This is a genomic window from Cupriavidus sp. 05T313 (assembly GCF_056396665.1).
In genome coordinates this window covers 1-25,169 of the sequence record NZ_JBFTLX010000036.1, presented here as the reverse complement: position 1 = coordinate 25,169, position 25,169 = coordinate 1, and the positions used below count along the sequence as shown (strand labels likewise).

The 25,169-nt window shown below is 68.2% G+C and carries 20 protein-coding genes; 7 read left to right on the top strand and 13 right to left on the bottom strand.

Features of this window, described 5'->3' with window-relative positions:
• Window positions 1-40 precede the first annotated feature (40 nt).
• The gene (locus tag AC1DKD_RS11350) at window positions 41-1,453 is read left to right on the top strand and encodes a CoA transferase (protein ID WP_477143290.1); all 1,413 of its coding nucleotides are present in this window, start codon (window positions 41-43) and stop codon (window positions 1,451-1,453) included.
• A 10-nt stretch (window positions 1,454-1,463) separates the two neighbouring features.
• Here the strand turns inward: AC1DKD_RS11350 and AC1DKD_RS11345 are convergent, their stop codons facing one another.
• Entirely contained in the window at window positions 1,464-2,105 is a 642-nt protein-coding gene (locus AC1DKD_RS11345; protein ID WP_441633298.1) for a LysE family translocator, read from the bottom strand.
• Between the two features lie 94 nt (window positions 2,106-2,199).
• The gene (locus tag AC1DKD_RS11340) at window positions 2,200-3,192 is read right to left on the bottom strand and encodes a Bug family tripartite tricarboxylate transporter substrate binding protein (protein WP_441633296.1); all 993 of its coding nucleotides are present in this window, start codon (window positions 3,190-3,192) and stop codon (window positions 2,200-2,202) included.
• A gap of 252 nt (window positions 3,193-3,444) precedes the next feature.
• On the opposite strand from AC1DKD_RS11340, the gene AC1DKD_RS11335 reads away from it, so the two are divergent.
• On the top strand, window positions 3,445-4,746 hold the full coding sequence (locus tag AC1DKD_RS11335) for an MASE1 domain-containing protein (RefSeq protein ID WP_441633294.1): 1,302 nt from the start codon (window positions 3,445-3,447) through the stop codon (window positions 4,744-4,746).
• Window positions 4,743-5,969 carry an alpha/beta fold hydrolase gene (locus AC1DKD_RS11330; protein ID WP_477101864.1) on the top strand — a complete coding sequence of 409 codons (1,227 nt, stop codon included), beginning with the start codon at window positions 4,743-4,745 and terminating at the stop codon, window positions 5,967-5,969. Before AC1DKD_RS11335 ends, AC1DKD_RS11330 begins: the two co-directional genes overlap by 4 nt.
• Here the strand turns inward: AC1DKD_RS11330 and AC1DKD_RS11325 are convergent.
• The 3 genes from AC1DKD_RS11325 to AC1DKD_RS11315 all read right to left on the bottom strand — a co-directional run bounded on the left by AC1DKD_RS11325 (window position 5,966) and on the right by AC1DKD_RS11315 (window position 10,323).
• Window positions 5,966-8,335: a patatin-like phospholipase family protein gene (locus tag AC1DKD_RS11325; RefSeq protein ID WP_441633290.1), complete on the bottom strand. Its 2,370-nt coding sequence runs from the start codon at window positions 8,333-8,335 to the stop codon at window positions 5,966-5,968. The two genes, AC1DKD_RS11330 and AC1DKD_RS11325, sit on opposite strands and share 4 nt — an antisense overlap.
• A 273-nt stretch (window positions 8,336-8,608) precedes the next feature.
• On the bottom strand, window positions 8,609-9,589 hold the full coding sequence (locus tag AC1DKD_RS11320; RefSeq protein WP_441633288.1) for a pyridoxamine 5'-phosphate oxidase family protein: 981 nt from the start codon (window positions 9,587-9,589) through the stop codon (window positions 8,609-8,611).
• Window positions 9,590-9,654: 65 nt separating this feature from the next.
• Window positions 9,655-10,323, bottom strand: a complete 669-nt coding sequence (locus AC1DKD_RS11315; RefSeq protein ID WP_441633286.1) for a glutathione S-transferase family protein — start codon at window positions 10,321-10,323, stop codon at window positions 9,655-9,657.
• Between the two features lie 111 nt (window positions 10,324-10,434).
• Here AC1DKD_RS11315 and AC1DKD_RS11310 point away from each other — a divergent pair, with 111 nt between their 5' ends.
• Window positions 10,435-11,325, top strand: coding sequence for a LysR family transcriptional regulator (locus AC1DKD_RS11310; protein ID WP_441633284.1), 891 nt, complete (start codon window positions 10,435-10,437; stop codon window positions 11,323-11,325).
• 25 nt (window positions 11,326-11,350) lie between these two features.
• Here the strand turns inward: AC1DKD_RS11310 and AC1DKD_RS11305 are convergent, their stop codons facing one another.
• The 6 genes from AC1DKD_RS11305 to AC1DKD_RS11280 form a co-directional block, all read right to left on the bottom strand.
• Window positions 11,351-12,271 carry a Bug family tripartite tricarboxylate transporter substrate binding protein gene (locus AC1DKD_RS11305; RefSeq protein ID WP_477143291.1) on the bottom strand — a complete coding sequence of 307 codons (921 nt, stop codon included), beginning with the start codon at window positions 12,269-12,271 and terminating at the stop codon, window positions 11,351-11,353.
• 71 nt (window positions 12,272-12,342) lie between these two features.
• On the bottom strand, window positions 12,343-13,692 hold the full coding sequence (locus tag AC1DKD_RS11300) for a DUF1254 domain-containing protein (protein ID WP_477143289.1): 1,350 nt from the start codon (window positions 13,690-13,692) through the stop codon (window positions 12,343-12,345).
• 12 nt (window positions 13,693-13,704) lie between these two features.
• Window positions 13,705-15,006 (bottom strand): DUF1254 domain-containing protein, encoded by a 1,302-nt coding sequence (locus tag AC1DKD_RS11295; protein ID WP_477111159.1) that lies wholly within the window; start codon window positions 15,004-15,006, stop codon window positions 13,705-13,707.
• Window positions 15,007-15,032: 26 nt separating this feature from the next.
• Window positions 15,033-16,055 carry a Bug family tripartite tricarboxylate transporter substrate binding protein gene (locus AC1DKD_RS11290; RefSeq protein ID WP_441633281.1) on the bottom strand — a complete coding sequence of 341 codons (1,023 nt, stop codon included), beginning with the start codon at window positions 16,053-16,055 and terminating at the stop codon, window positions 15,033-15,035.
• Between the two features lie 101 nt (window positions 16,056-16,156).
• Window positions 16,157-18,313, bottom strand: a complete 2,157-nt coding sequence (locus tag AC1DKD_RS11285; protein WP_477143288.1) for an acetate--CoA ligase family protein — start codon at window positions 18,311-18,313, stop codon at window positions 16,157-16,159.
• 88 nt (window positions 18,314-18,401) lie between these two features.
• Complete coding sequence (locus tag AC1DKD_RS11280; protein WP_441633277.1) at window positions 18,402-19,208, bottom strand: IclR family transcriptional regulator; 807 nt, start codon at window positions 19,206-19,208, stop codon at window positions 18,402-18,404.
• Between the two features lie 157 nt (window positions 19,209-19,365).
• On the opposite strand from AC1DKD_RS11280, the gene AC1DKD_RS11275 reads away from it, so the two are divergent.
• From AC1DKD_RS11275 to AC1DKD_RS11265, 3 genes are all read left to right on the top strand, one after another.
• Entirely contained in the window at window positions 19,366-20,058 is a 693-nt protein-coding gene (locus AC1DKD_RS11275) for a TetR/AcrR family transcriptional regulator (protein ID WP_441633275.1), read from the top strand.
• A gap of 119 nt (window positions 20,059-20,177) precedes the next feature.
• Window positions 20,178-21,176: a Bug family tripartite tricarboxylate transporter substrate binding protein gene (locus AC1DKD_RS11270; protein ID WP_477111157.1), complete on the top strand. Its 999-nt coding sequence runs from the start codon at window positions 20,178-20,180 to the stop codon at window positions 21,174-21,176.
• Between the two features lie 178 nt (window positions 21,177-21,354).
• Window positions 21,355-22,062, top strand: coding sequence for a histidine phosphatase family protein (locus tag AC1DKD_RS11265; RefSeq protein ID WP_441633271.1), 708 nt, complete (start codon window positions 21,355-21,357; stop codon window positions 22,060-22,062).
• Window positions 22,063-23,376: 1,314 nt separating this feature from the next.
• Here AC1DKD_RS11265 and AC1DKD_RS11260 read toward each other — a convergent pair.
• Together AC1DKD_RS11260 and AC1DKD_RS11255 are read right to left on the bottom strand one after the other, a co-directional pair.
• Window positions 23,377-24,555 (bottom strand): acetyl-CoA C-acetyltransferase, encoded by a 1,179-nt coding sequence (locus AC1DKD_RS11260; RefSeq protein ID WP_477143287.1) that lies wholly within the window; start codon window positions 24,553-24,555, stop codon window positions 23,377-23,379.
• Between the two features lie 174 nt (window positions 24,556-24,729).
• Window positions 24,730-25,169 (bottom strand): PaaI family thioesterase (locus tag AC1DKD_RS11255; protein WP_477143286.1); only part of this gene is annotated, 440 nt, incomplete at its 5' end.

Here is a 25,169-nt window from a genome sequence, read left to right as displayed (position 1 = left end):
TAGCCGCTGACCCACCACCGAACGACAAGCGAGAGCCGTCATGCCAAACCCCGAATACTCCCCGCCATCGGCCCCGAACACGGCGAAAGCAGGCACCAACTTCCTGGGCGAGATCTGGCAGGGCATGCACGGTGACGCCGCCTGGCCCGAGCACGTCGCCATGACCGGTACGGGCAACCTGCCGTCGGTCTTTCCGGTCACCCCCCTGGCCACGGCGGCCGTCGGCGCCGCCGGGCTCGCCGTTGCCGGATTGATCCACCAGGCGCACGGACGGATGCCGCGGGTCGAGGCGGACCAGCGGCTGGCATCGCTGTGGTTCGGCACTTCGCTGCGGCCGCAAGGCTGGGAACTGCCGCCGCAATGGGATGCCGTGGCCGGCGACTACAGGGCGGCCGACGGCTGGATCCGGCTGCACACCAACGCCCCGCATCACCGCGACGCCGCCCTCGCGGTGCTCGGCGTGCCGGCCGACAAGGCGGCGGTCGCTCGGGCCGTCGCGCAATGGGAAGCCAGCGCCCTGGAAACCGCCATCGYCGGCAACGGCGGGTGTTCGGCAGCGATGCGTACGCAGGCGGAATGGGTGGCACATCCGCAGGGAAGGGCCGTCAACAGCGAACCGCTCCTGCACTGGACGACCCACGCCACCGGCGACCGGCCGGACTGGGCCATTGCGCCGGACCGCCCCTTGCGCGGCATTCGCGTGCTGGACCTGACCCRGATCCTGGCCGGCCCCGTCGCCACCCCCTTCCTGGCCGGATTTGGCGCCGATGTTCTCCGCATCGATCCGCCCGGCTGGGAAGAGCCCGGCACGGTTCCGGAAGTCGTTCCCGGCAAGCGTTGTGCCCGGCTCGACCTGAAAAACGCGGCGGACCGGCATGTGCTTGAGCGGCTGCTAAGCCAGGCCGACGTACTCGTGCACGGCTACCGGCGCGAGGCTCTGGCGCGTCTTGGCCTGGACGCGCGGCGGCGCAGGGAGATCAATCCCGGACTGGTAGACGTGTCGCTCGATGCATATGGGTGGACCGGTCCGTGGACAGGCCGGCGCGGCTTCGACAGCCTGGTGCAGATGAGCACCGGCATTGCCGATGCGGGCATGCGCGCCGCGGGGCTGGACCGCCCCGGGCCGCTGCCCGTGCAGGCGATCGATCACGCGACTGGCTACCTGATGGCGGCAGCGGCAGTGCGCGGTCTGGCGCAGCGCATCGCCACAGGCGCCGGCTGCGAAGTGCGGGCATCGCTGGCGCGCACCGCGCATCTGCTGGTGTCGGGTAGCGCCACGCAGGGCGAAGCAGCGGCGCTGGCAGCCGAAACGCCTGCCGATCTGGCGAACACCGTGGAGGAAACCGCATGGGGACCGGCGCTACGCATCAAGCCGCCGGTCATGGTGCAGGGCGCACCGATGCACTGGGAGCGTCCGGCGGGGCGGCTGGGCACCTCGCCTGCGCAGTGGTAGCGGGCGTCTCTCAGGCAGCCTTGCTGCGCAGCCGGAGCATGCCCAGGCCAAGGGCGACAAAAGCGCCACCGGAAATACGGTTGAACAGCCGCACGCGGCGGACATCGGAAAAACCGCGCTTCATGCCGCGCGCCACCAGCACATAAAAGGTATGCGACAGCAAGGTGCAGACGGAGAAGGTCGCGGTCAGTACCAGGAACTGCTCCAGCACCGGTGCGTTGCGCGTCAGGAACTGCGGGAACAGTGCCGAGAAGAACAGGATGCTCTTCGGATTGGTCACGGCCACGAGCACGCCGTGGCCGAAGAGCCGCATCGACGCACGCAAGCCCGTGGCCTGGCCGGGCCGGTCGACCACGGCGAACGCATTCGCGCCGCTGCGCCACTGCTTCACGCCGAGATAGATGAGGTAAGCCGCGCCGAGCACTTTCAAGGCGATAAATGCCGCGGCGGAACTGGTCAGCACCACGCCGAGGCCGGCCATGGCGACCGCCGACACCATGAACACCCCGGCGGCATTGCCAAAGGAGCCGAGCATGGCTCGCGATGGTCCCACCGACACGGAATTGGACACCGCCAGCAGCACCGCCGGGCCAGGCGTAAACGCCATGAACAGCGAGACGCCGCAAAAGACAAGCCAGTTGGACAAATGCATTTCCGCTCCTTGAAAGAGCTCCGGATGTTAAACCGGAATTCGCGCAACCGCATTCACCCCGACCGGCGTAGTGTCTTGGAGCGGCCACCTGCGCTTAGTCGATCTTCGCGCCCGAAGTCTTGATCACCTGTCCCCAGCGCTTCTGCTCCGCGGCAATGGTCTGCCCGAATGCGTCCGGGCCCTGCCAGGCTGCCTCGGCGCCTTGCTGCTCCAGCTTGGCGCGGGTGTCGGCCTCGCCCAGTACCGTCTGCAGCGCGCCCGACAGCCTGGCCACCACGTCCTTGGGCGTGCCGGCCGGCGCCAGCATGCCGTAGAAACCCACCACCTCGAAGTTCTTCAGCCCGGCCTCTTCCATGGTCGGCACATCGGGCAACGCGGGAGAACGGTGCTTCGAGGTCACCGCCAGCGCCCGCACCTTGCCGGCCTTGATGTACTGCGTGAAAAGCGGGATCGAATCGGCCATCATCTGCGCCTGGCCGCCCATCACGTCGGTCAGGGCCGGGGCGCTGCCCTTGTAGGGAATGTGGACAATGAACGTGCCGGAGGCCTGCTTGAACATCTCCGGCATCAAATGCGAGATGCCGCCGTTGCCACCTGAGGCAAAATTGAGCTTGCCCGGATTGGCGCGCGCGTAGGCGATGAACTCCTTGAGGTTGCGCGCCGGCACATTGTTATTGACCACCATCACCAGCGGAATCAGCGCGGTGCGGGCCACGGGTGCGAAATCCTGGGGCATGGCGTACGGCAGCTTGGGATAAAGCGAGCCGTTGATGGCCATCTGGCCGGTATTTGCCAGCAATAGCGTGTAGCCATCCGGTGCCGCCTTGGCGACAGCGTCCGAGCCGATATTGCCGGCCGCGCCGGCTTTATAGTCCAGCACCACCGACTGGCCCAGGATAGGCTGGAGCTTTTCGGCCAGGATGCGCGCGTGGGTGTCGACCGGGCCGCCCGGCGGAAAGCCCACCACCAGGCGGATCGGCTTTTCCGGCCAGGCGGCGGCGGCGGGAGCCGCGCCCAGAGCCAGTGGCAATGCGGCGCAGGCCAGCAGGCCGGGCAGGAATCCCATATTTAGTGTGTACTTTGTCATTTCGTCATTTCTCCTCGTATATATTGCGGCCTTGCCTTGCACGGCATCGACCGCCGCCGGCGCCGGCCTGGCTCGTGACCGGACACCCGATATTGTGACGTTTTTATTACATCAGGCCATGCCAGAGACCCTTGCCCGGGCTTATGATGCCCCTGCCCAGCCGCACCGGCAGGTCAGCCAACGTGCAGCCGGCATACCAGCCGATGGCCTGGCGCCGCATCAGAGCCAGGGACTCAGCCAAGGAAAGCCAACGTGAATCCAACCAACCGAGCGACCAATCGGGCCGTCGTCCTGTTTTTGTGGGCGGCGCTTTACTTCTGCTCCGGCTATATCTCGCACAAGCTCAATGGCCCGTTCTCAGCCACCGGCTATATCTGGCTGCCGGCCGGCGTGACCGTGGCCGCATTCATGCTGACGCCGATGCCGCGCTGGCTGGCGGTGGGGCTGGCCTTCTTTGCCGCGCAGATGCTGCTGGGCTGGGTGGAGGGACGCGACACCTTGCGGCTGATCCTGTTCTCGCTCGACGAAATCGGCAGTGCCGCGCTGGCGGTGGCGCTGGTCAGGCGCACGCACTTCTCGCTGGAAGGGCTGGCCTTCGTGCGCGGGCTGCTGATCGCCGGGGTGGTCAGCAGCGCCGTCAGCGCCGCGATCGGCGCGGGCTGGTTCACGATCATGCAGGACGTGCCGTTCTGGCGCACCGCGCGCGTGTGGGGCGCCGCCGACCTGGTGGGYGTGCTGATCGTCACGCCGGTACTGGCCGGCTGGTCGCGTTTTCGCGCCATGCGCTCAGGCGGCATGAGCGGCGGCGATTTCCTGTTCGGCCTGGGCGCCTTTGCCGCGCTGGTGCTGACCACCTTCTTTATCTTCGACAGGGAGATCCTGGCGCCGGTACCGAGAGGCGTGCTCTTTGCGCTGACCTATATCCCGTTGTTCTTCGCCGCGGTGGTGACGCTGCTGTGGGGAGGCCGGGGCGGTTCGGTGGCGGTGGCGATCCTGGCGCTCTTCGTGCTGGTCAATACCGGCCAGGGCGATGGCCCGTTCGCGGAAAGCGCGGCTCACCACGGCCGCTCCCTGCTCGAAGCCCAGCTCTACCTGGCCGTGGCGGCGTTGCTGACGCTCCTGATCAGCACGCTGCGCACCAGCCGGGAGCAGCTGCACGCGCAATCGGCACGGCGCCAGAACGATGTCACGCTGGCCCTGGCAGCCAGCAACCAGTTGGTCTACTGCCTGGACCCGCGCAGCGGCACGCTGCGCTGGAGCGGCGACGTGGAACGCACGCTGGGGGTACGCGAGGATACCTTCGCCAGCCTCGACGACGTGCTGGCCCACGTGCACCCCGACGACCGTGCCCAGGTACGCAGCCGCTGGCTGCGCGAGAGCGACGGCGAGAACCGCACCGACCTGCAGTTTCGCCTGATGCTGCCGGCCGGCGACTGCACCATGGTGCTCGATATGAGCGGCCCGCTGCTGGACGGCGACGAGTCCGTGGCCGTCATCGCCGGCGCATGGCGCCTGCAGGGCGCGGCCATCTTCGAGGAGCGCGACGCAGCATGACGGCTCCCAAGAGCGGCGGCACCGGTGCCCTGCTCATCCACGGCCTGGGCGGCACGCAGTTCGACCTCGGCCCGATGCACAAGGCCCTGCGGCGCGCCGGGGTGGAAACCCACGCGGTGACGCTGCCCGGCCACGCCGGCCGACCCGAGGACCTGGTGCCGGTGCGCGCCGAGCAATGGCTCGACACGGTCACGCAGGCCTACGACGAACTGGCCGCGCAATACGAGACATTCCATGTCATGGGCATGTGCCTGGGCGGCCTGCTGGCCCTGGCACTGGCCGAGCGCCGCCAGCACCGCAAGGGCCGGCTGGTGGCACTGGCCGCGCCGGTATATATCGACGGCTGGTCTACCCCCTGGTACCGCGCGCTGCGGCACGTGGTCTACCACATCCCCACGCTGCCCGCGCGCATGCGGGTGGAGGAAGATGAACCGTTCGGCATCAAGAACGATCTGGTGCGCGCCATCGTCAAGGCCAAGTTCGAGCGCGGCGACAACTTCCACTACCGCTGGGTGCCGCTGGCCTGCATCCGCCAGGTCGACCGGCTGCGCGGCTGGGTGCTGCGCGGCGCCCACCGCATCGCCTGCCCCACGCTGGTGGTGAATGCCCGCGAGGACGAGCTGACCAGCCTGCGCTCCGCCGACTTCCTGGACTCGGCGGTCCCCGACGTGCGCAAGGTGGTGGTGGAAAACAGCTATCACATGATCTGCGTGGACAACGACCGCGAGCAGGTGGTCAGCAGCGTGCTGGAGTTCCTCGGGTTCGATCCGGCGCAGGCGCGCCGCCCCGCGCGCGCCAGGGTCGAAGTGCCGATGAGCGAGGAAGCCGTCGCCGCGGTGGTCAACGAATACCTGCAGGCCCTTACCAGCGGCCACTTCGAGGCCATCTTCCCGCTGCTGGAGCCCGGCGTGCGCTGGCGTCACCACGGCGAGCATCCGCTGGCAGGCAGCTACGACGACCGCGACGCGGTGATCGGCATGTTCGCCAGGCTGCAGGCGCTGGCCGGCAAGACGGTGCGCATCGCCGTCACCGCGCCGCCGCGCATCGAGGGCAGTACCGCGGAAATCGACCTGGAGGCCTCCTCGGTCATGGACGGCGAAGCGCGCCACAGCCAGGGCACGCAAACCCTGCGCATGCGCAATGGCCGCATTTCGGCGGTGACTTTCCGGCCAAGCGATAGCACCGTAGCCGCCGCCGAAGCGCTGCCCGCGCCCGCGGGCTAGAACACGCGGCCCAGCTGCAGGTAGAGGTTCCACACGCCCTGCGGCGCCGCGGCAAAGCCGAAGTACAGCGGGCCGATCACGCTATTGCCGCCGATAAACAGGCTGGCACTGGTCTTGAACGGCCCGTTGCCGAAATTCCGGCGCCGCAGCCAGACATCGCCCGCCTCTAGGCTGGCGCCCACCACGGTGGTGCGCAGGCCCGGCAGGATGAACTCCCGCAAGTCGTTCAGGTAGGTCACGCGGCCGTACAGCAGGTAGTTGCCGGAAAACTGGTCTTGCGCATAGGCGGAAAGATGCTGGAAACCGCCCAGCGTAAAGCCCAGGCCGCCGCTGAAGCTGCTGTCGCTGCGATGGTCGCCATAGGTAACCGCGGCCTCGGCTGCCAGGTTCAGGGTGTGGCGGCCATAGCTGGTGGCCCACAGTGCCTTCGCATGGGCATCGTTGAAACGGTTGTCGGCGCCGCCGAAAGCCAGCTCGTTGGTCGCCAGCAGGTAGTAGCCTGTGCGCGGGAAGAGCGGATCGTCGAGCTGGTCGATGGTGAGCTGGGCACGCACGGTGGGCTGGCGCACACGGGCGTAGGGGAACAGCCGGCTGTTGCCGATGGGCAGGTTATAGACGGGCGAGTAGTAGACCTGTTGGTAGTTCACGCCCGCCCGGAACTCGCCCAGCCGGCCCAGCGGCACGCCCAGGTCCAGGCCCGCGACGGCGGTCTCGATCTGGTAGGCGGTGATCGGCTGGGTATTGCGGTTGGGCGCGCTGTCGCCATAGAGATCGATGTGCTTGCGCCCGTATTCCGCGTAGGGAGCGAGATAGAAGCCGAGCCGGTCGAATACCGGCTGGCGCAACTCGGTGTGCCACCTGGCCTGCTTGCTGCCCAGCACGATGTCATTGCGCCACTCCAGCCCGCCTTGCGTGAGCCACGGATAGCGATGCCCCAGTTGCAGGTTGAACACGCCCTGGCCATTGAAGGTGGTGGACACGCCAAAGCCGAACAGCAGGAACTGCGGACCCCAGGATTTCTGCTGCGCGTCGACCTTCAGCACATTGCGGCCATCCTCGGTGACGAGCTCCTGCGTCACGCTTTCGAAATCGCCCGATGTGGAGAGCTGCGCCATCTCGCGGTTAAGCGTGACCCCGTCGTAGTTGTCGCCCTCGTTCACGCCCAGGTATTTGCGAATGAAACTTGGCGGGATGCGGCCTTGCGACTGGATCTGGATGGCATCGATACGCACCGGACCCGCCATCGTCCCGGCTCCCTTGCGGGCCGCCAGGTGGGCCTGCCAGGCGTCGGCCGGCATCGCCAGCGACGCCAGCCGGGGCTCGGCCGCCAGCACCGCGTTCCAGCCGCCCTGGATGCCATCGTTGGCGCGCGAGAAGTCGGTGAAGGAAAGGTCGCCCAGCTGGGGCTCGATCAGCACGTCGCCCCGCCTGAGCTGCCCCTTCTGCGCACCCACGTTCTGGTTCATCAGGATGGTGACCATCTGTTGCGTCACCGCCGCCGGCGAGTCCAGGCTGTCGGGGTCGTCCAGCGGCGAAGCGATATTGACCGCGATGACCACATCCGCGCCCATGTCGCGCGCCAGTTGCACCGGCAGGTTGCTGACCAGCCCGCCGTCGACCAGCGTGCGCCCGTTCACYTTGATCGGCGCGAACAATCCCGGCACCGCCACGCTGGCGCGGATGGCGCGCGGCAGCGAGCCATGGTCGAGCACCACCGGGGCCCCCGTGCCCAGGTCGGTGGCAATGGTGCGAAACGGCGTCGGCAGCTTGTCGAAGCTGGCTTCGGCCGGCACCTGCACCGTCCAGTTCTGCAGCAGCGCCAGCAGGCGGTTGCCCTGCACCAGGCCGGTGGGCAGCTTGATCTTGCCGTCGCCGTAGCCGGCCGAGATCCCGATCGGGTATTGCAGGTCGTCCTCGCGCTGCGATTGCGGCAGTTCGGCACGCTCGTTGCGGTCGAAAGCGATATCGCTCAGGTTGATATGCGACAACCGCGCCTCCAGCTCGTCGGCCGACAAGCCGCTGGCGTACAAGCCGCCCACCACCGCGCCCATGCTGGTGGCGGCGATGCAGTCGATCGGCACCTGCATCTTCTCGAGCGCCTTGATCACGCCGATATGCGCATAGCCGCGCGCGCCGCCCCCGGACAGCACCAGGCACACGCGCGGGCGATGGCCCGGCGCGGGCGCGTCGGCAACGCCGGGTATGGCGGCGGATTCGACGGCATGTTCGGCGACATGCCCGGCGGCCGGAGCGGACTGCGGCGCCACGGCGAGCGCCGCGGCCAGGGCCAGCAGCACCGGGAGCACCGGATAACCGCGCACCAGCGAGCGCAGGCGGCAGGCAACGCGTGAAAGATAGCGGGACATGGACAAACCGCGGCAAAACGGGACAAGACGGTGAAATCGCCGCGCAGATGTGGCGGGGAAGGACGTCACGATAGGGCAATTGCCCGAGCTTGAACAGCAGCGCATGCACCGGGAAAGTGCCGCGATTCCAACACTTGCGCCAGCACCCGCCTCGCTGCCGCGCGGCAGCAAGGCGGAGTGCGCCCCGGCGCACAGCCTGGCAAGGGCGTCAAATGTATGCCGGATACAACAAAAGGAGCCGCTGGCAAGCCCGCCAGGGCCCCGTGCGCCGCCTCAGTGCTCCGCCGCAGCCTCCCAGCTGCCGGTTTGCGCCACCCACGGCGACATAGCCTCGAACTGCCAGCGCAGCGGCAGCACCCCCGAGCGCCTCACCACGCGCTCCACATGCAGGCGCACCAGCCGCTCGGCACCGTCAAAGCGCTCGACCTCCGGGCCTTCCCAGACGATTTCGCTGTGCCCGCTCAGGTGCAGCAGGCCGCCGCGCTCGAAATCCGGTACCAGCAGCCCGGCGCGCGGGTTGGCCACAAGGTTGCCAACGGTATTGAAGTAGTTGTTGCCGTTGAAATCCGGAAAGGTCACGGTCCGGGCGCCGTCGACCCGGACAAAGCCCGGCTTGCCGCCCCGGTGCGACACGTCCGCCCCGCCGCTGTGGCCAGACGCGGCATCGTGATGATGGGTGGCGATAAAGATCGTGTCGGCAGCGCGCAGCGCCTCCACAGCCTTGGTATCCAGGGCGTCGCCGTGCCACACGGCAGCGGTCCCGCTCTCGTCCGCGCCGGCCTCGCGCCAGTGCCGCAGCTGGATGTAGCGCGGGCAATTGCCGAAGCTCTGCTCCACCGCCACCGTCAGGCCGGTCTCGTCCTCCGCCGCAATGCGGCCGTTCATGCGGTTGCGGCGGCGCGTATGYAGCTCGATGCCGAGCAGGCCGATGTGGGCGCCGGCGCCCAGGGCATGCGCCAGCGGATCGTCCGCCAGCGGCCGCGCGGCAATGCGCAGGTGGTCGGGATCCGGCGCCTGCATAAAGCCCGGCGCGCCGCTCAGCACGGTGGCCCAGGGCATGCCCGCGGCGTCCACGGCCCCCACCACCACGAACGGCAACTGGGCGAAGAACAGGCGATGCTGCTCGGGCATGGCGGGCCGGACCACTCGCCGTCCGGCCACCTCCATCTTCTCGCGGCTGCCGGCGCGCTGCTGCACGGCCTGCTCCCCGGCATGAAAAGGCGATTCGGCATGCGGCCATCCTTGCAGGTCCATTTCATCCTCCTTTGCGGTGCGGTGCGGTGCGGGGCGGGGCGGGGCGGGGCGGGGCGGGGCGGCGCCTAAGCGACAGCCGCGAGGCCCACCGCCGAAACAGGCATCGGCACGAACCCCGGCAGCGCCTCCATCCTGTGCAGCCAGGCGCCCAGCGCGGGATACGGCGCCAGCGAGACATTGCCCTCCTCGGCACGCGCGATATAACTGTAGGCGGCCACATCGGCCAGCGTGGGCGACGCGCCGGCGAGGAACGGCGCCGCGGCCAGGATCGGCTCCATCACCGCGAACAGCCGCTGCGCGCGCGCAATGGCGTCATCGGCCGCCACCGGGGCACCGAACAAGGTTGCCAGCCGTGCCCGGGCAGGCCCGAAGGCGATCTCGCCCGCCGCCACCGACAGCCAGCGCTGCACCGCTGCCGCGCCCACCGGATCGCGCGGCAGCCAGCGGCCGTCGTCGTAGCGCATGGCCAGGTAGACCAGGATGGCATTGGAGTCGGCCAGCACGGTACCGTTGTCGTCGAGCACCGGAACCTGGCCAAAGGGGTTGAGCTTGAGAAAGGGCTCGCGGCGATGCTCGCCGCCCCGCAGGTCAACCTCCACGAGGCGGTACGGCAGTCCCAGCAGCGACAGCAGCAGGCGCACCCGGTGTGCGTGGCCGGACAGAGACATGTGATAGAGCACCAGCGGCTCGGCGGGGGGAGCGATCGTGGTGCTATCTGGGGGCGTGGCGGACATCTCGGTTCCTGGTGGTTGGGGGGATGAAGGTCATTCTGGGCGCCTTCCAGGATGCAATAAATGGGGCAGAATGCAGTTGACTACTCCATAAACCGTAGTAATGTGACACGCATGGACAAACTCCGCGCCATGCAGACTTTCGTCAAGGTGGTCGACGAAGGCAGCCTCACCGCTGCCGCCAGCGCCCTGCACACTTCCCTGCCGGCGGTGGTGCGCACGCTCGCCGCGCTGGAGGCGGAACTGCAGGTCCGGCTGCTCAACCGCACCACGCGCCGCCAGTCGCTCACCGACGAAGGGCGCACCTACCTGGATAGCTGCCGCCGCATCCTCGCCACCATCGACGAAGCCGAGGCCGTGCTGAGCGCGCGCCATGTCGAGCCGACCGGACAACTGGTACTGACCGCGCCGGTGCTGTTCGGCCAGATGCACGTGGCGCCGGCGGTAACCCGCTTTGTGCAGCGCTACCCCGCGGTGCACTGCCGGATGGAGTTCAGCGATCGCGTGGTCAACCTGCTGGAGGAACAGATCGACGTGGGCGTGCGCATCGGCCCGCTCGCGGACTCGACGCTGGTGGCCCGGCAGGTCGGCCGCATCCGCCGCGTGGTGGTAGCCACCCCGGACTTCCTGCGCGAGCATGGCGTGCCCGCCCACCCCGACGCACTGAGCCATGCCAGTTGCGTGCGCTTCATCGGCAATGCGGCGCACTGGTGGACTTTCCAGCAGGAAGGCCGCCCCTTCTACGTCGCCGTCAGCGGCAATCTCGAATTCAACCAGACGGCGCCCGCGGTGGCGGCCTGCGCCGCCGGCGCGGGCTTCGGGAATTTCCTGTCTTACCAGGTGGCGCCGCTGGTGGCCGAGGGAAAGCTGCGCATCGTGCTGGAAGCATTCGAGCAGCCGCCCTGGCCGCTGTCGCTGATCTATCCGAACGCGCGGCTGCTGCCGGCGCGCACGCGCGTTTTCGTGGACTGGATGAAGGACGAGCTGAGCCCGCAGTTCGGCTGAGGCGACAGCGCGTCCACGCCACGCCTTATTCGAGCTTGATCCCCGCCGACCTGATCAGCGGCCCCCACTTCGCCACCTCGGCATCGATAAACCGCGCGAACGAAGCACTGTCGCCCGCCTCCGGCTGCAACCCCAACCCGAGCAGCTTGCTGCGCATCTGCGCATCGGCCAGCACCGCGTTGGCATCGCGGTTGAGTTGCTGCACCACGGCCGCCGGCGTGCCGGCGGGCGCCATCAGGCCGAACCAGCCGTATCCGACCACGCCGGGAAATCCCTGCTCGCCAAACGTGGGCGCGTCCGGATAGACCGGCGTGCGCTGCTCCGCGGACACCGCGATCACGCGCAGCTTGCCGGCCTTGATAAACGGCAGCGCGGTGGTGATGGCGGTCAGCGTGGCATCGACCCGGCCGGCCAGCAGCTCGGTGTAGGCGGTGGAGTCGCCCCGGTAATGTACGTTGAGGCTCTTGAATTTCGCCTGGGCCGCAAAGAGTTCGGCGGTCAGGTGCGGGCCCGAGCCGACGCCCGGCGAGGCGAAAGTCACGCCGTCCTTCTTCTCGCGCGCCATGCGCACAAAGTCGGCCACCGTGCGCACCGGCGAATCGGCGTTGACGATCAGGAAGACCGGCCCCAGCACGCGCGGCCCCACGGCGACGAAATCCTTGTGGATGTCGTAGTGCTGCGAGAGTCCCGCGGCGGCATTGATGGCAAACGGCGCCGCCACCCACAGCAGCGTGTAGCCGTCCGGCGTAGCGCGGGCGAGCTGCTCGTTGGCCACGCGCGTGCCGGCGGCGGGCTTGTTCTCCACCACGAACTGTTGCTTGTACTTCCGGCTGAGCCCTTCGCCGAGCAAACGCGCCGAGATGTCGTTGGAACCACCGGGGCCGTAGGGCGAAATCAGGCGCACCGGGCGCGACGGATAGTCCTCGGCATGCAGCGGCGTCAGCATGGTGCCGCCCGCCGCGAACACCAAGGCGTTGCACGCCGCCTTGAGCACGCGCCGCCTTTGCGGATCCGGCTTCATGATGGCTCCCCGGCCGAACCCGCGCCAGCCAGCGGACGGATTGGCGGATAGACGAAGGTCTTGTCGAGATGCRCGGGCTGCGGCACGTACAGCCGCAGCGTCACGTAGAACGGGCCCGCGGGCGCCGGCAGCCAGTTGCCCTCGGCTGCGGGATCGGCCGGCGGCGACGCCGACAGGCGCAGCCGCAGGCTGCCGTCGGCGTCGTAGCGCAGGCTCGGCGAGCGGTCGCCCAGCGAGTAGCGTCCGAGCGCGTTGTCCACCAGCATGCAGTCGGTCTTGTCGTACATGGTGAGCGACCAGAACGCGCCTACCTGTGGCAGCGCATCCGCGGCAAAGGCCAGTTCGTAGCCGGCGCGGCCATCCAGCGGTGCGCCCTCGCTGTCGCGATCGGCCATGACGTACATCGCCTCTTCCACGCCAAGCGCGCCAATATAGTTGCGCGCTACCAGCGCGCGCTCGGCAAAGCGCGCGCCGAACGATTCGCGGATTTCCACCGGCAGGGTCCAGCCACCGCCAAGCTCGGAGGGCAGCGGCGCCGCCAGTTCGGCGAGCACCTCCTTGATCGCGGTGCCCAAACGCGCCAGCACGGCGTCGCCAGGCGCGGACCCGCCGCAATCCGCGCCGATGCCGGACTGCGCGAAGCCTGCCACCAGCGCGGCTTCGGCCGCCGGCGGCGGACTCTCGCGCAACGCCTGGTTGACCACTTCAGCGTAGCGACGCGGATCGCCCAGGTGCTCGCCCGGCTGCATGCCGACATCGAAGGGCCGCGCGGCGGGCGCGCCTTCGAGCGTGCTCAGGCGAAACTGGTCCTGCAGCGCGTGCACGGCCGGCAGGTCGGCCTCGCCGTCCACCAGCACGCGGCCGAGCAGCCAGACCGCGTCGGTCGGGCAGGCGATTGCGGTGGCACCCGCCGGCACGTCGCCGTGCCAGCGCGGACCATGCAGCAGGAAGCGCCCGCGCCCGTTGCCGGTGGTGCGGGTGCCGATGTAGCCGAAGGGGTTGGTATAGAAGTCGAGCAGTCCGAGCACGTAGTAGCGCCCTGCGCTGTCGGGCACGTCCAGCAGCAGCGGCCCTTGCGACAGGTCGAGCCAGGCGTTGCTGTAAAGCGTGTCGTTGTTGGGCGTGACCACCTGGCGATGCTGCGGGCCGAGCAACTGGCGGGTGTGGATGAAATGATTGATCCAGCGCACCGTGGCATCGGGCTGCGGCGCGGCGAAGGCACCCGCGCTGTTGCGGCGCGGACAGGTGGCGGCACGCATGCGCGCCATCTCGTAGAGTGGCAGCGTGTAGCGCACCGCATCATGGGCGGGAGTGGCGGTTCCGGTACGGGTCATGGTGGCTTCCATTGCAGGCTCCTATCAGTCGATGCGGCGCACGGCCGGGATGGTGTACTGGCCGTCCAGGAACGACCGGGCCGGATGGTAGAGCCGCAGGATCAGGTAGAACGGCCCCGCGGGCGCGGGCAGCCAGTTGTCCTCCTGCAGYGGGCGCGCATGCGAGATGGGAAGCACCAGGCTGCCGTCCGCCTCCATGCGCAGGCCCGGCGTGCGATCCCCCACCGCGTAGCGCCCGATCTCGTTGGCGCTGAAATAGCGGTCCTCGCCATACAGCGATACCGACCAGAATGCCTGCGCGGGCGGCACCATGCCGGGTGCGAAGCGCAGTTCGTAGCGGTGACGGCCATCGAGCGGCTGGCCATCGGCGTCGAAATCGGCCATGGCGTAGATCGCCTCGTCGGCACGCAGGGCGCCGAGCCCCTTCATCGCGGTGCAGGCGCGCTGCAGCCAGTCGTCGCCGTACATGCCGAGCTTCAGGCTGTAGCCCCAGCTCTTGCGGCCCTGGCTGCGCGTATGCGCCTCGATCACCGCCATGGCCTGCGCGTAGGCGCTCTCCAGCCCGGCCACCACGGCCGGGCGCAATGCCGCCAGGTCGGTCTCGTCTTCCAGCCGGATGCCCGCTTTGCGCAGCAGGGTCAGCAGTCCGAGTTCCTCCGCCGCCGGCGGAAACTCGCGCAGCGCATTGAAAAGGTTGTGGAAGAAGTCCAGCGCGGGCCGGCCGCTGTCGCGCCATTGCGCCACGCAGCGCGGGCGCGCGGCGCCCGGCGTGCGGGTGAGCGCGAAGCCCTGCTCGAAAGCACGCGCCGCCGGCAGGTCCTGCGGCCCCTGCACCAGCACGCGGCCGAGCAGCCAGACCAGCGAGCTGGGGCATTGCACCGCGTGCTTGCCGCTGGCCTGCTCGCCCGGGCCGGTCAGCTCGATCTCGCCGCCTTCGGCAGCGACGTTACGCGGGCCCAGGTTCTCGAAGTTGTTGGTGTGGACGTCGAGCAGCTCGATCACGTAGTAGCGCCCCGCGTCGGGCAGCGGCGGAATGCGCAGCGTCACCGGGCCCTCGGCCAGGTTGATCCACCCGCAGAAGTACAGCAGGTCGTTGGCCGGGGTGACGATGTCGCGGTCCTCGTGCGTCCACTGGCGCTCGCTGGCCGACAGGGCATTCATCGGCGCGCGGCCGTAGCCCGTGGCCGCGTCGACCGAGGTCTGCAGGCGGCAGGTACGCAGCGTTTCGATCAGCGCGTAGCCATAGATCGCGAGCGGAAAGGCCGCGCCGGCGACGAGGGCCTGCTGCGGGCTGGCGTGGGTTGCCGGGGCGAGGGGCGGATTCATGTTCATGCGTTTGGCTCCTGACGATGTTATTCGAGCGCGGCACCGCTCGTCTTGACGAGGGCGGCCCAGGCGCGGATGTCTTGCTGCATTTGCGCGGCAAAGGCGGCGCGCGGCTGCTGGGTGAAGCGCATGCCCAGCGTTGCGGCCTGCGCCTGCATGGCGGGCTCGGCCATGATGGCGTCGACGGCGTGCTCCAGCCGGTCGACGATGGCCGCCGGCGTGCGGGCCGGCGCGAACAGCGCGAACCAGCTATCGATGCGGAACGGCACGCCGGACTCGGCGAAGGTCGGCACGTCGGGCAGCGCCACCGAGCGCTCCGATCCGGTGACCGCCAGCGCCCTGACCTTGCCGCTGCGGATCAGCGGCAAGGTGCCGGCCAGGTCGGACATGGCCACCGGCAGCGTGCCGCCCATCACGTCGGTCAGCATCGGGCTGACACCCTTGTACGGGATATGGCGCAGATGGATGCCGCTGCTCACGTTCAGGCTCTCGCCGGCCAGGTGGCCGCCAGAGCCGGGTCCCCAGGAGCCATAGGCCAGGTCCGCGCCGGGACGCCTGGCCTGCGCGATCAGCGCCGGCAGGTCCTTGCCCGTGAAGGCCGGGCCCGCCACCAGCACATTGCCGCCGTAGGCGAGGCGCCCCACCGGCACGAAATCGCGCACGGGATCGTAGGGCAGCCGGGGGAAGATCGCCGGCGCGATCGCATGCGTGGCGGAGATGCCCAGCAATAGCGTGTAGCCGTCCGGTGCGGCGCGCGCGACCTGCGCGGAGCCGATGGTGCCCGTGGCGCCCGCCACGTTCTCCACCAGCACGGTGCCGCCCAGCGCGGTCGAAAGCCTGGCGGCCACCAGCCGCCCGATCACGTCGGTGCCGCCGCCTGGCGGGAAAGGCACGACGAGGCGGATCGGCCGGTCGGGGAATTTGCCGGATTCCGCTGGCGCCGCATGCGCCGGTGCGGCGGTGAACGCGATCAGCATGGCGCAGGCGCCGATGGTGCGGGGAATGCTGGACGCCGGCGCGCATGCGGCCCTTGCTGCTTGCAAATGCATGATGGTTGTCTCCTGTTTTTGTCCGAGCCCATCCGCGCGCCCGGTCTGTGCCGGTCTGTGGTTGCGCGGTGGCGGTACGTTGCCTTGCTACGCCATCTCGCTCACGCCGGTGCGCCAGCCGGCAGCAAGGTGATCACGGCATCCGCCGCGACCGGCCCTTCGGCGCCGACGATGAAAGGATTGATTTCCAGCGTATCGAGCCGGGGCCCGAGCGCGGCGGCCAACTGCGATACCCGCCCCAGCAAGCCGGCAGCCTGCGCCAGCGGCAGCACAGGGTTGCCGCGATGGCCCGCGAACAGCACCGCCGCGCGGCTTTGCTCCAGCATGGCAAGCGCGCGCTCCGGCGACAGCGGTGCGAGGCCGAAGGCCATCTGCCGGAAAATCTCCACGGCGGTGCCGCCGATGCCGGCCAGCACCACCAGCCCGAACACCGGATCGCGCCGCACGCCCACCATCAGCTCGCCCCAGCCGCGCACCATGCGCGCCACCAGCACGCCCTCGAAGGGCAAGGTGGCATCGGCCCGGGCCAGTGCCGCCTGCATCTGCGCAAAGGCCTGGCGCACGGCGCCGGCGTCCGTCAGGTTGAGGGCCACGCCGCCCACGTCGCTCTTGTGCAGCACCTGCGCCGAGCACAGCTTCACAACGACCGGGTAGCCGACGCGCTGCGCCAGGGCCACGGCCTCGTCGGCATTGCGGGCCAGGCCGTGCGGCGCCACCGGCACGCCGGCGTCCGCCAGCAGGCGCATGGATTCGAACTCGGACAGTGCGCTGGCGTCTTCCGGCACATCGCGCAACAGCGGAGCCATTGACACAACACGCTCGGTGGCCGACGGGCTTGCGGCCGCCGCCTCCAACGCCGCCGCGCGGGCCAGCGCGGCCACGGCCTCGATGGCGTGGGCCGGCTCGCGAAACACCAGGCAGCCGTGCGCTTCCAGCCAGGCGCGCTTGTCGTCGTCGACCACGCCGGACAGCAGCAGCGGCGCGGCGCGCTGGTCCTCGTGCAGCACGCCGATGGTGCGCTGGAGTTCTTCCCACAGGCGCGGTGCGTTGGCGCCGCCGGCCAGGAAAGCCACCACGCAGCCGTACTCGCCGCAGGTAGCCACGCCGGCCATCGCATCGAGCAGCACGGCGGGCTGGGCTACCACCTGGCCCGTGACATCGATCGGATTGGCGGTGCTGGCAAAGGGAATGCTCTTGCGCAGCGCCTGCGCGGCCGCCTCCGGCATGGGTGGCATCGGCATGCCGAGTTCCTCGGCGCGATCGGCCATCATGATGCCGACTCCGCCAGACACCGTGAGGATGGCCACCGGCGTCACGGCGTCCGCGACCAGGCCGCCCGGGCTGCTCCAGCGCGCCGGCCGCCGCCCGCGCGACAAGGTGTAGCCGAGCCGGAAGAAATCTTCCAGCGTATGGGCGCGGTGCACGCCGTATTCGTCGAACACGGCCTGGTAGACCGCATCCTCGCCGGCCAGGCTGGCCGTGTGCGATTGCGCCGAGCGCGCGCCGGCCTCGGTGGTGCCCACCTTGGTGATCACCACCGGCTTGCCGGCGGCGCGGGCGGCGGCCAGCGCCTGGCGCAGACGGTGGCCGTCGCGGCAGCCTTCCATATAGGCCAGGATCACGCGCGTGTCGTCGTCCTGCGCCATCCATTCGATCACGTCGGCCACTTGCAGCCCGGCCTCGTTGCCGGTGGTCACCCAGTGGCTCAGCCCCAGCCCGGCCTCGCGCGCCAGCGCGAAGGCATAGGCGCCGAACGCGCCGCTCTGGCTGACCAGGCCCACATCCCCCACCGGCGGCGCGCCGGTCAGCGGGATCGGCGAGAAGGTGGCGAACAGGCGCGCGCGCAGGTTCATCGCGCCCAGGCAATTGGGGCCCAGCAGTGCCACGCGGTGCCGGCGCGCGCTGTCGGCCAGCGCGAGCTGCATGGCCTGGCCTTCCTCGCCCACTTCGGCAAAGCCCGAGGTAAAGAAGATCGCGGCGCGCGTACCGTTCTGCGCCAGTTGCGCCATCACAGACTCCGTCGCCACGGCCGGCACGGCCACGATGGCAAGGTCGACGGGCTCGCCGATGGCGGCCATCGACGGGTACGCGGGCAAGCCCTGGATCTCGCCGGCGCTGGGGTGCACGGGATAGATGCGCCCGGCATAGCCAAGCTCGCGCAGCAGGCGGATGGGCATGCCGCCCACTTTGTCGGGCTGCGTGGACGCGCCGATGACCGCGACCGAACGCGGTTTCAGCAGGGAATCTAGATCGGGCATGGCTTAGTCTCCGGGTTGCCTTGAAGGCTTGATTCAGGATGGACGCCTGTACCGGCGCTGCCTGTGTGTCGTCTGGCGCGCGGCGCGGCTATTGCCGCAGCCCGGTCACCGATTCGATCGAACGCGTCATCTCCATCAGCATCGGCGCGATTTTTTTCTCCAGCATGCCGCGCCGCAATTGCGACGCCGCAACGGCGCAGTTGAACAGCAGCGGGCGGTTCAGGTAGACGATGCGCGAATACACGCCAACGCCATGCACGCCGCTGCCCGCGTCGCCTAAGTTGATGGCGAAGCCGCGCTTGGGGTAATGGGCTACGTTGTGGCAAACAGTGTCGTAGCAGGCCGCGTATTCCTCGGGACGCTCGCGCTGCGCGGCTTGCATCAGGGTTTCGAATTCCGCCTTGGACAAGGTGCTCAGGAAGGCGCGGCCCATGCCGGTGCTCAGCACCGAGCGCACCGCGCCCACGCCAGGGCGTGCGGGCGTGCCCTCGTTATGCGTGCAGGTCAGCAGGTAGGTCACGTCGAGCCGGTGCGCCACGCCCATCGACACCGCGCCCTCGATGCGGTCCGCCAGCGCCTGCATCAGCGGTCGCGCCACATGGCGCACCTGCAGGCCGGCCAGGTAGGGGTAGCCCAGCGCCAGCACCTGGGCGCCGACGAAGTACTTGTCCAGTTTGGGGTCCCAGTCCAGGTAGCCCAGTTCGAACAAGGTGCGGCAGATGCGCGACACCGTGGCGCGGGGCAGTTGCAGGCGTTCGGATAGTTCGCCGTTGCCCAGCGGCCGCGGCTCGTCGATGAAGCAGCGCAGCAGGGCAAACCCCTTGGCCAGCAGCCCGCCGAAAGAGGGGTCGTCTTTCCTGCGCTCGGCAATGAATTGTTCGACCGGCGTGTTCATCTTGTCTCCTTGCACTGTAGTGTGGGTGCGGTTTTTTTCTGTGTCAAAGATCGGAATTGATTTCCATATATTGGAAATATAGTCCTGCTCTTGACGAAACGCAGTGGTAACCATATGGTTCACAAAACCGAATCCGAATTCTCATACGGAATTTGCCATGCCTATCTCGTCCTCTGCAGCGTCCCCCGCCAAGCCCTCCAAGGGGACATCCGCGTTCCCCACCGTAGCCACCCCTTCGATCCTGCAGCCGCCGCGCCAGCGGCGTGCCCGCGAGACGGAACAAGCACTGCTCGATGCGGGCCGCGAGTTGCTGGCACAGCGGGATTTCACGGCGGTTTCCGTGGCGCAGATCGCCTCCGCCTGCGAAGTCTCCGTGGGCGCCTTCTACGGCCGCTTCCGCGACAAGCAAGCGTTCTTCGAGTCGCTGCGTACGCTGGTGATGCGGGAAACCGGAGAATCCGTGTCGCGTTACCTGCGCGTGGAGCGCTGGGAGGAAGTGTCCACCGACGTCATGCTCGAAAAAATCATGCGTTACGTGGTGCTGGGCTGCCACGCCAATCGCGGTGTGATCAAGGCTTCGCTCAAGCATGCCTCGATCCGTCCGGAGGAATGGCTGCCGCACCGGGAAAGCGGCCAGGCGGTGGTGGAGCGCATGGTGGCCCTGCTGGTGCCGCGCCTGCCGATGCCGCCCGAGCAGGCCGAACTGCGTGTGCGCTTTGCCATGCAGGCCGTGTTCAGCATCGTGGTCAATGCCATCCTCAACGATGCCGGCCCGCTGCCGCTCGACGACGAGCGCCTCCCTGGCGAAATGACCCGGCTCGTGGCCGGCTACCTGGCAATGCCCGGCTGACGCCACAACGCTCAGCTGGCATGCCGCCCCGCCCATGACTCCCGCCTGAAAGACTTCCACGGCGCGCGCACTCGCGCGGAGCGCGCGCCGGATCCAATAAAAACCCGAGGAGACAAACCATGACATTACGCAGCCCGTTCTGCGGGAAAGCTGCTGCCCTGCTCGCGTGCGCGTGCGCGGCACTGCTGCCGCTGGCCGCGCAAGCCCAGGCCGGCTACCCCAACAAACCCCTGCACCTGATCGTGCCCTACCCCGCCGGCGGCCTGACCGACACGCTCTCGCGCACGCTGGCGGAAGGCCTGGGCAAGCGGCTGGGTCAGACCGTGGTGGTAGTGAACAAAGGCGGCGCCGGCGGCATCATCGGCACCGACTATGTAGCCAAGTCCGCACCCGATGGCTACACGCTGCTGCTGACGATCCCCGGCCCCATCACCGCCAACCTGGCCCTTTACAAGAAGCTGCCCTACGATCCGCGCACCGACCTGCGGCAGGTATCCGACGTGGCGACGGCGCGCACGGTGCTGGCCGTCAACGGCGCGCTGCCGGTGAAGACGGTGGCCGAGCTGATCGCCTATGCCAGGAAGGAACCCGGCAAGCTGCGCATGGGCTCGTGGGGACCCGGCACCCAGCCGCACACCATCCAGGCCTACCTGGACAAGACCTACGGCATCGATATCCTGCACGTGCCCTATCGCGGCGAGGGTCCCATGGTGACGGACCTGCTGGCGGGCCAGGTCAATGTGACGGTCGGCTCGGTGACGTCGCTGAAGCAGCACTTCGCCAGCGGCAAGCTGCGCCCGCTGGCCGTCACCGGCAGCCGGCGCGCCAAGGCGCTGCCTGACGTGCCGACCTTTGCCGAGGCCGGCTACCCCGACGAGCCGTACAAGCTGGTCGGCCCCATCACGCTGCTGGCGCCCTCGCGCACGCCGAACGATATCGTCGAGCGCCTGGGCCGCGAGGTAAGCGCGCTGGTGAAATCGCCGGAGATCAGCCAGCGTATCGAGGACATGGGCGCCGAGCCGATCGGCAACCTGCCCGCCGAGGCCGTGAGCGCCTACAAGGCCTACCTGCCGGGGGTGCTCAAGCTGACCGCCGATACCGGGGTGACGCTGGATTAACGCCGGCCGGCGGCGGGATAATGCAGCGCGGAAATGGCCGCTATGAATCCGCCGGTGCTTCCCTTGGCCGCCATGCCCCGCGCCCATACAATGCCTGCTTCTCGCGCGGCGCCACCGCGCCGCGTGCCGATTCCCGCATTACCGCTTCCGGCGGTGCCTTCCGGCGCCGACATCACGCATGGCAACGCTCTTCCTGGTACGGCACGGTCAGGCCTCATTCGGCGCCGCCAACTACGACTGCCTCTCCGACACCGGACGGCAGCAAGCCCGCTGGCTGGGCGAGTATTTCCGCGAGCGCGGTATCTCGTTCAAGCGAGTGGTGGCCGGTTCGCTGGTGCGCCAGCAGGACACGGCGATGGAGATCCTGGCCGGCATGGGGGCTGGCGATGTGCCGGTCCAGACGGACCGGGGCGCGGTCACCACGGGCATCGAAACCCACCCCGGACTTAACGAATACGATGGCGAAGCGCTGTATCGCAGCCATACCGGTGGGGCGGATCATCGGACCCATCAGAATACGGATTACAACGACTACTGGCGGACGTTTCGCGCGGCGTATCAGGCGTGGACGATGGATCAGCTGGCGGGCATGCCGGAGTCGTGGGCTGAGTTTGGGCGGCGGATTCGCGATGGTTTGTTGCATGCGACGGACGGGGCTTCGCGAGAGGATGCGGTGTTGGTTGTTAGTTCTGGCGGGGCTATCGGGCGGGCTACCGCGGATTTGCTGGGTGCGCCGGCGCAGACTGCGATTGAGTTGAATCTGCAGTTTCGGAATACGGCTTTTTGCGAGATTATTTCTGGGCGTGGGATGCTGCGGTTGCTGAGTTTTAATGGTTTGCCGCATTTGGATCGGGTTGATCGGCGGGATGCCATTACGTTTGCTTGAGGGGTGGGTGGGGTGGTTTGCTGTTGGGGGTGGTGTTTTTTGAGCGGCGTTGGTTGTTGCACCCAACAGCGTACGACATCCCCCTGCGGGGGACGCCGGTCACTCTTCTTTGCCTCGGCAAAGAAGACTAACGAGAAGAAAGCACGACCCTGCCGGGGGCAGAGCAATCAGGCTTATGTGGGGCCGGTGGTTGCGTCGTACGGCCCTGAGTGTTGGCTAGTGTGTTCTACCGGCTTGAAGGGCAGCGCAATGGCCTGACCCATGGTTTTCGTGGTGAGGCCCCTGACCTCGTATGCGGTGCCCATTCCCGCATCTGCCGTTCGCGAGGCCAAAGGTCGCGATCCTGCCAGCCTTGCCGGTTTCGTGGTTTTGTCTCGGAGGGCGCGCGCGGTGACAGGCGAGCGCGGCCCTCGCGGACCTGGCCGTGGTGCATACCACGAATGATCAGGCGGCGATGTGGGCCTTCGCTGTTTCTTTTTGCGGCGTTGGTTGTTGCACCCAACAGCGTACGACATCCCCCTGCGGGGGACGCCGGTCACTCTTCTTTGCCTCGGCAAAGAAGACTAACGAGAAGAAAGCCGACCCTGCCGGGGGCAGAGCAATCAGGCTTATGTGGGCCGGTGRTTGCGTCGTACGGCCCTGAGTGTTGGCTAGCGTGTTCTACCGGCTTGAAGGGCATCGCAATGGCCTGACCCATGGGTTTCATGGTGGGGCCCCTGACCTCGTGCGCGGTGCCCACTCCCCCATCTGCCGTTCGCGAGGCCAAAGGTCGCGATCCTGCCAGCCCCGCTGGTTTCGTGGTTTTGTCTCTGGCGGCGAGCGCCCGGCCATTTGAGGCCCTGCCGTACCGGCGCTGACAGCTCCTTGCTATCAACTCCCTTGGTATCGTGGTGGGCATCGTGGCCCGGTTCGCGAGGGGGTGCTGCCATCAGGCGCTTGCCCTGTGAGACAAAACCACGAAACCAGCCACACCCGAAACGGCGCAGCCCCTCGCACCGCGAACGGCAGATGGGGGAATGGGCACCGCATACGAGGTCGGGGGCCCCACCACGAAACCCATGGGTCAGGCCATTGCGATACCCTGCAAGCCGGTACGGCAGATGCCAGCAGAACCGCTGGCCATACGACGAAACCAGCACCCTGCGCACCCGCGATTGCTCTGCCCCCGGCAGGGTCGGCTTTCTTCTCGTTAGTCTTCTTTGCCGAAGCAAAGAAGAGTGACCGGCGTCCCCCGCAGGGGGATGTCGTACGCTCTTGGGTGCAACAACCAACGCCGCAAAAAGAAGCAGCGAAGGCAACCCAACAGCCAACAACCTACAGCCGCTCAACAATAGTCACATTAGCCATCCCACCACCCTCACACATCGTCTGCAACCCATACCGCTTACCCTGCGCATGCAGCGCATGCACAAGCGTAGTCATCAGCTTCGCCCCCGACCCCCCAAGCGGATGCCCCAACGCAATCGCCCCGCCATTCACATTCATCCGCGCCGGATCCGCACCCGTGGTCCGCAGCCACGCCAGCGGCACCGGCGCAAACGCCTCATTGATCTCGAACAGATCGATATCACCGATCTTCATGCCGGCCTTCTCCAGCGCCCGCAACGTAGCCGGCAACGGCGCTTCCAGCATGATCACAGGATCATGGCCCAGCACCGACATATGGTGAATGCGTGCCAGCGGCTTGACGCCCAGCTTCTTCAGCCCCGCTTCGCTGACCACCATCAGCCCGGCCGCGCCATCGCAGATCTGGCTGGCGCTGGCGGCGGTAACGGTGCCGCCTTCCTCGATCAGCTTGACGCTGGAGATGGACTCCAGGCTCGCTTCAAAGCGGATGYCTTCATCCACCGTGTGCAACTCGCCATTGCTGCTGCCATCAGCGGCGCGCACCGCCACCGGCACGATTTCGTCCTTGAAGCGCCCCGCCTGCGTAGCGGCGATGGCACGGCGATGGCTTTCCAGCGCGTAGCGGTCGAGATCGTCGCGCGTGAGGCCGTACTTGCGCGACATCATCTCGGCGCCGGTGAACTGGCTGAACTTCACGCCGGGATAGCGCTCCTGCATGGCCGGGCTCATCGAACTGCCAAAGCCGTTCTTGAACGGCAGCGTGGACGGCAGGCCCATCGGCACGCGCGTCATGCTTTCCACGCCGGCGGCGATGACGATGTCCATGGTGCCCGACATCACCGCCTGCGCGGCGAAGTGCAGGGCTTGTTGCGACGAGCCGCACTGGCGGTCGACCGAGGTGCCGGGCACGCTTTCCGGCAGGCGCGAGGCCAGCACGGCATTGCGCGCCACATTGCCAGCCTGTTCGCCGGCCTGCCCCACGCAGCCCATGATCACGTCGTCGATCAGCGCCGGGTCCGCGCCGCTGCGTTCCACCAGCGCGTTCAGTACCTGCGCGGCGAGATCGGCCGGATGCCAGCCCGCCAGCTTGCCGCCCTTGCGCCCGCCCGCGGTCCGCGCGGCCGCTACGATGTATGCCTCTGCCATGTGTTCTCCTCTTATCGTTGCAGGCGGTTCCGCCCGTGGTGGCCGCGCGCCGGGAATGGCACGGCAAGCCTCGCTAACCTGTTGCGGATTCTGGCGCAGCAGCCGGGCGCCCGGCGTCGTCGGAAGCGACGATTGCGCGGTGCCGGCGATCGCGCCAGCGCCGGTTGCCGCTCTTCAGGTGCGGAGCGCCAGCACCGAGAAAATGGCCGTGGCGCGCAGCAGGCAGCGCTCGCCGGCCATCACGCGGCAATGGCCGAAGCGCAGCCGCGAACCCATCTTGTCGAACTCGACATGCGCCTCGATCCACTCGCCGAGGCGGGCGGCATCGAAATAGTCCAGGCTGAGATTGACGGTCACGGCGGGCGGCATGCGCTCGCCCTCCATCAGCATCATCATGCCGATGGCGGTATCGGCCAGCGTGGCCAGCATGCCGCCATGCGGGATGCCGAGCGGGTTGAGGTGATGCTTGCCGATGCGCACGCCCACCGCGCGCTGCCCGCTGTCCACGTAGAGCTGGCCGAGATGGGCAAGAAAGCCGCCACTGGGACGCATGGCCTTGAAGCCTGGCCGAGATGGGCAAGAAAGCCGCCACTGGGACGCATGGCCTTGAAGCC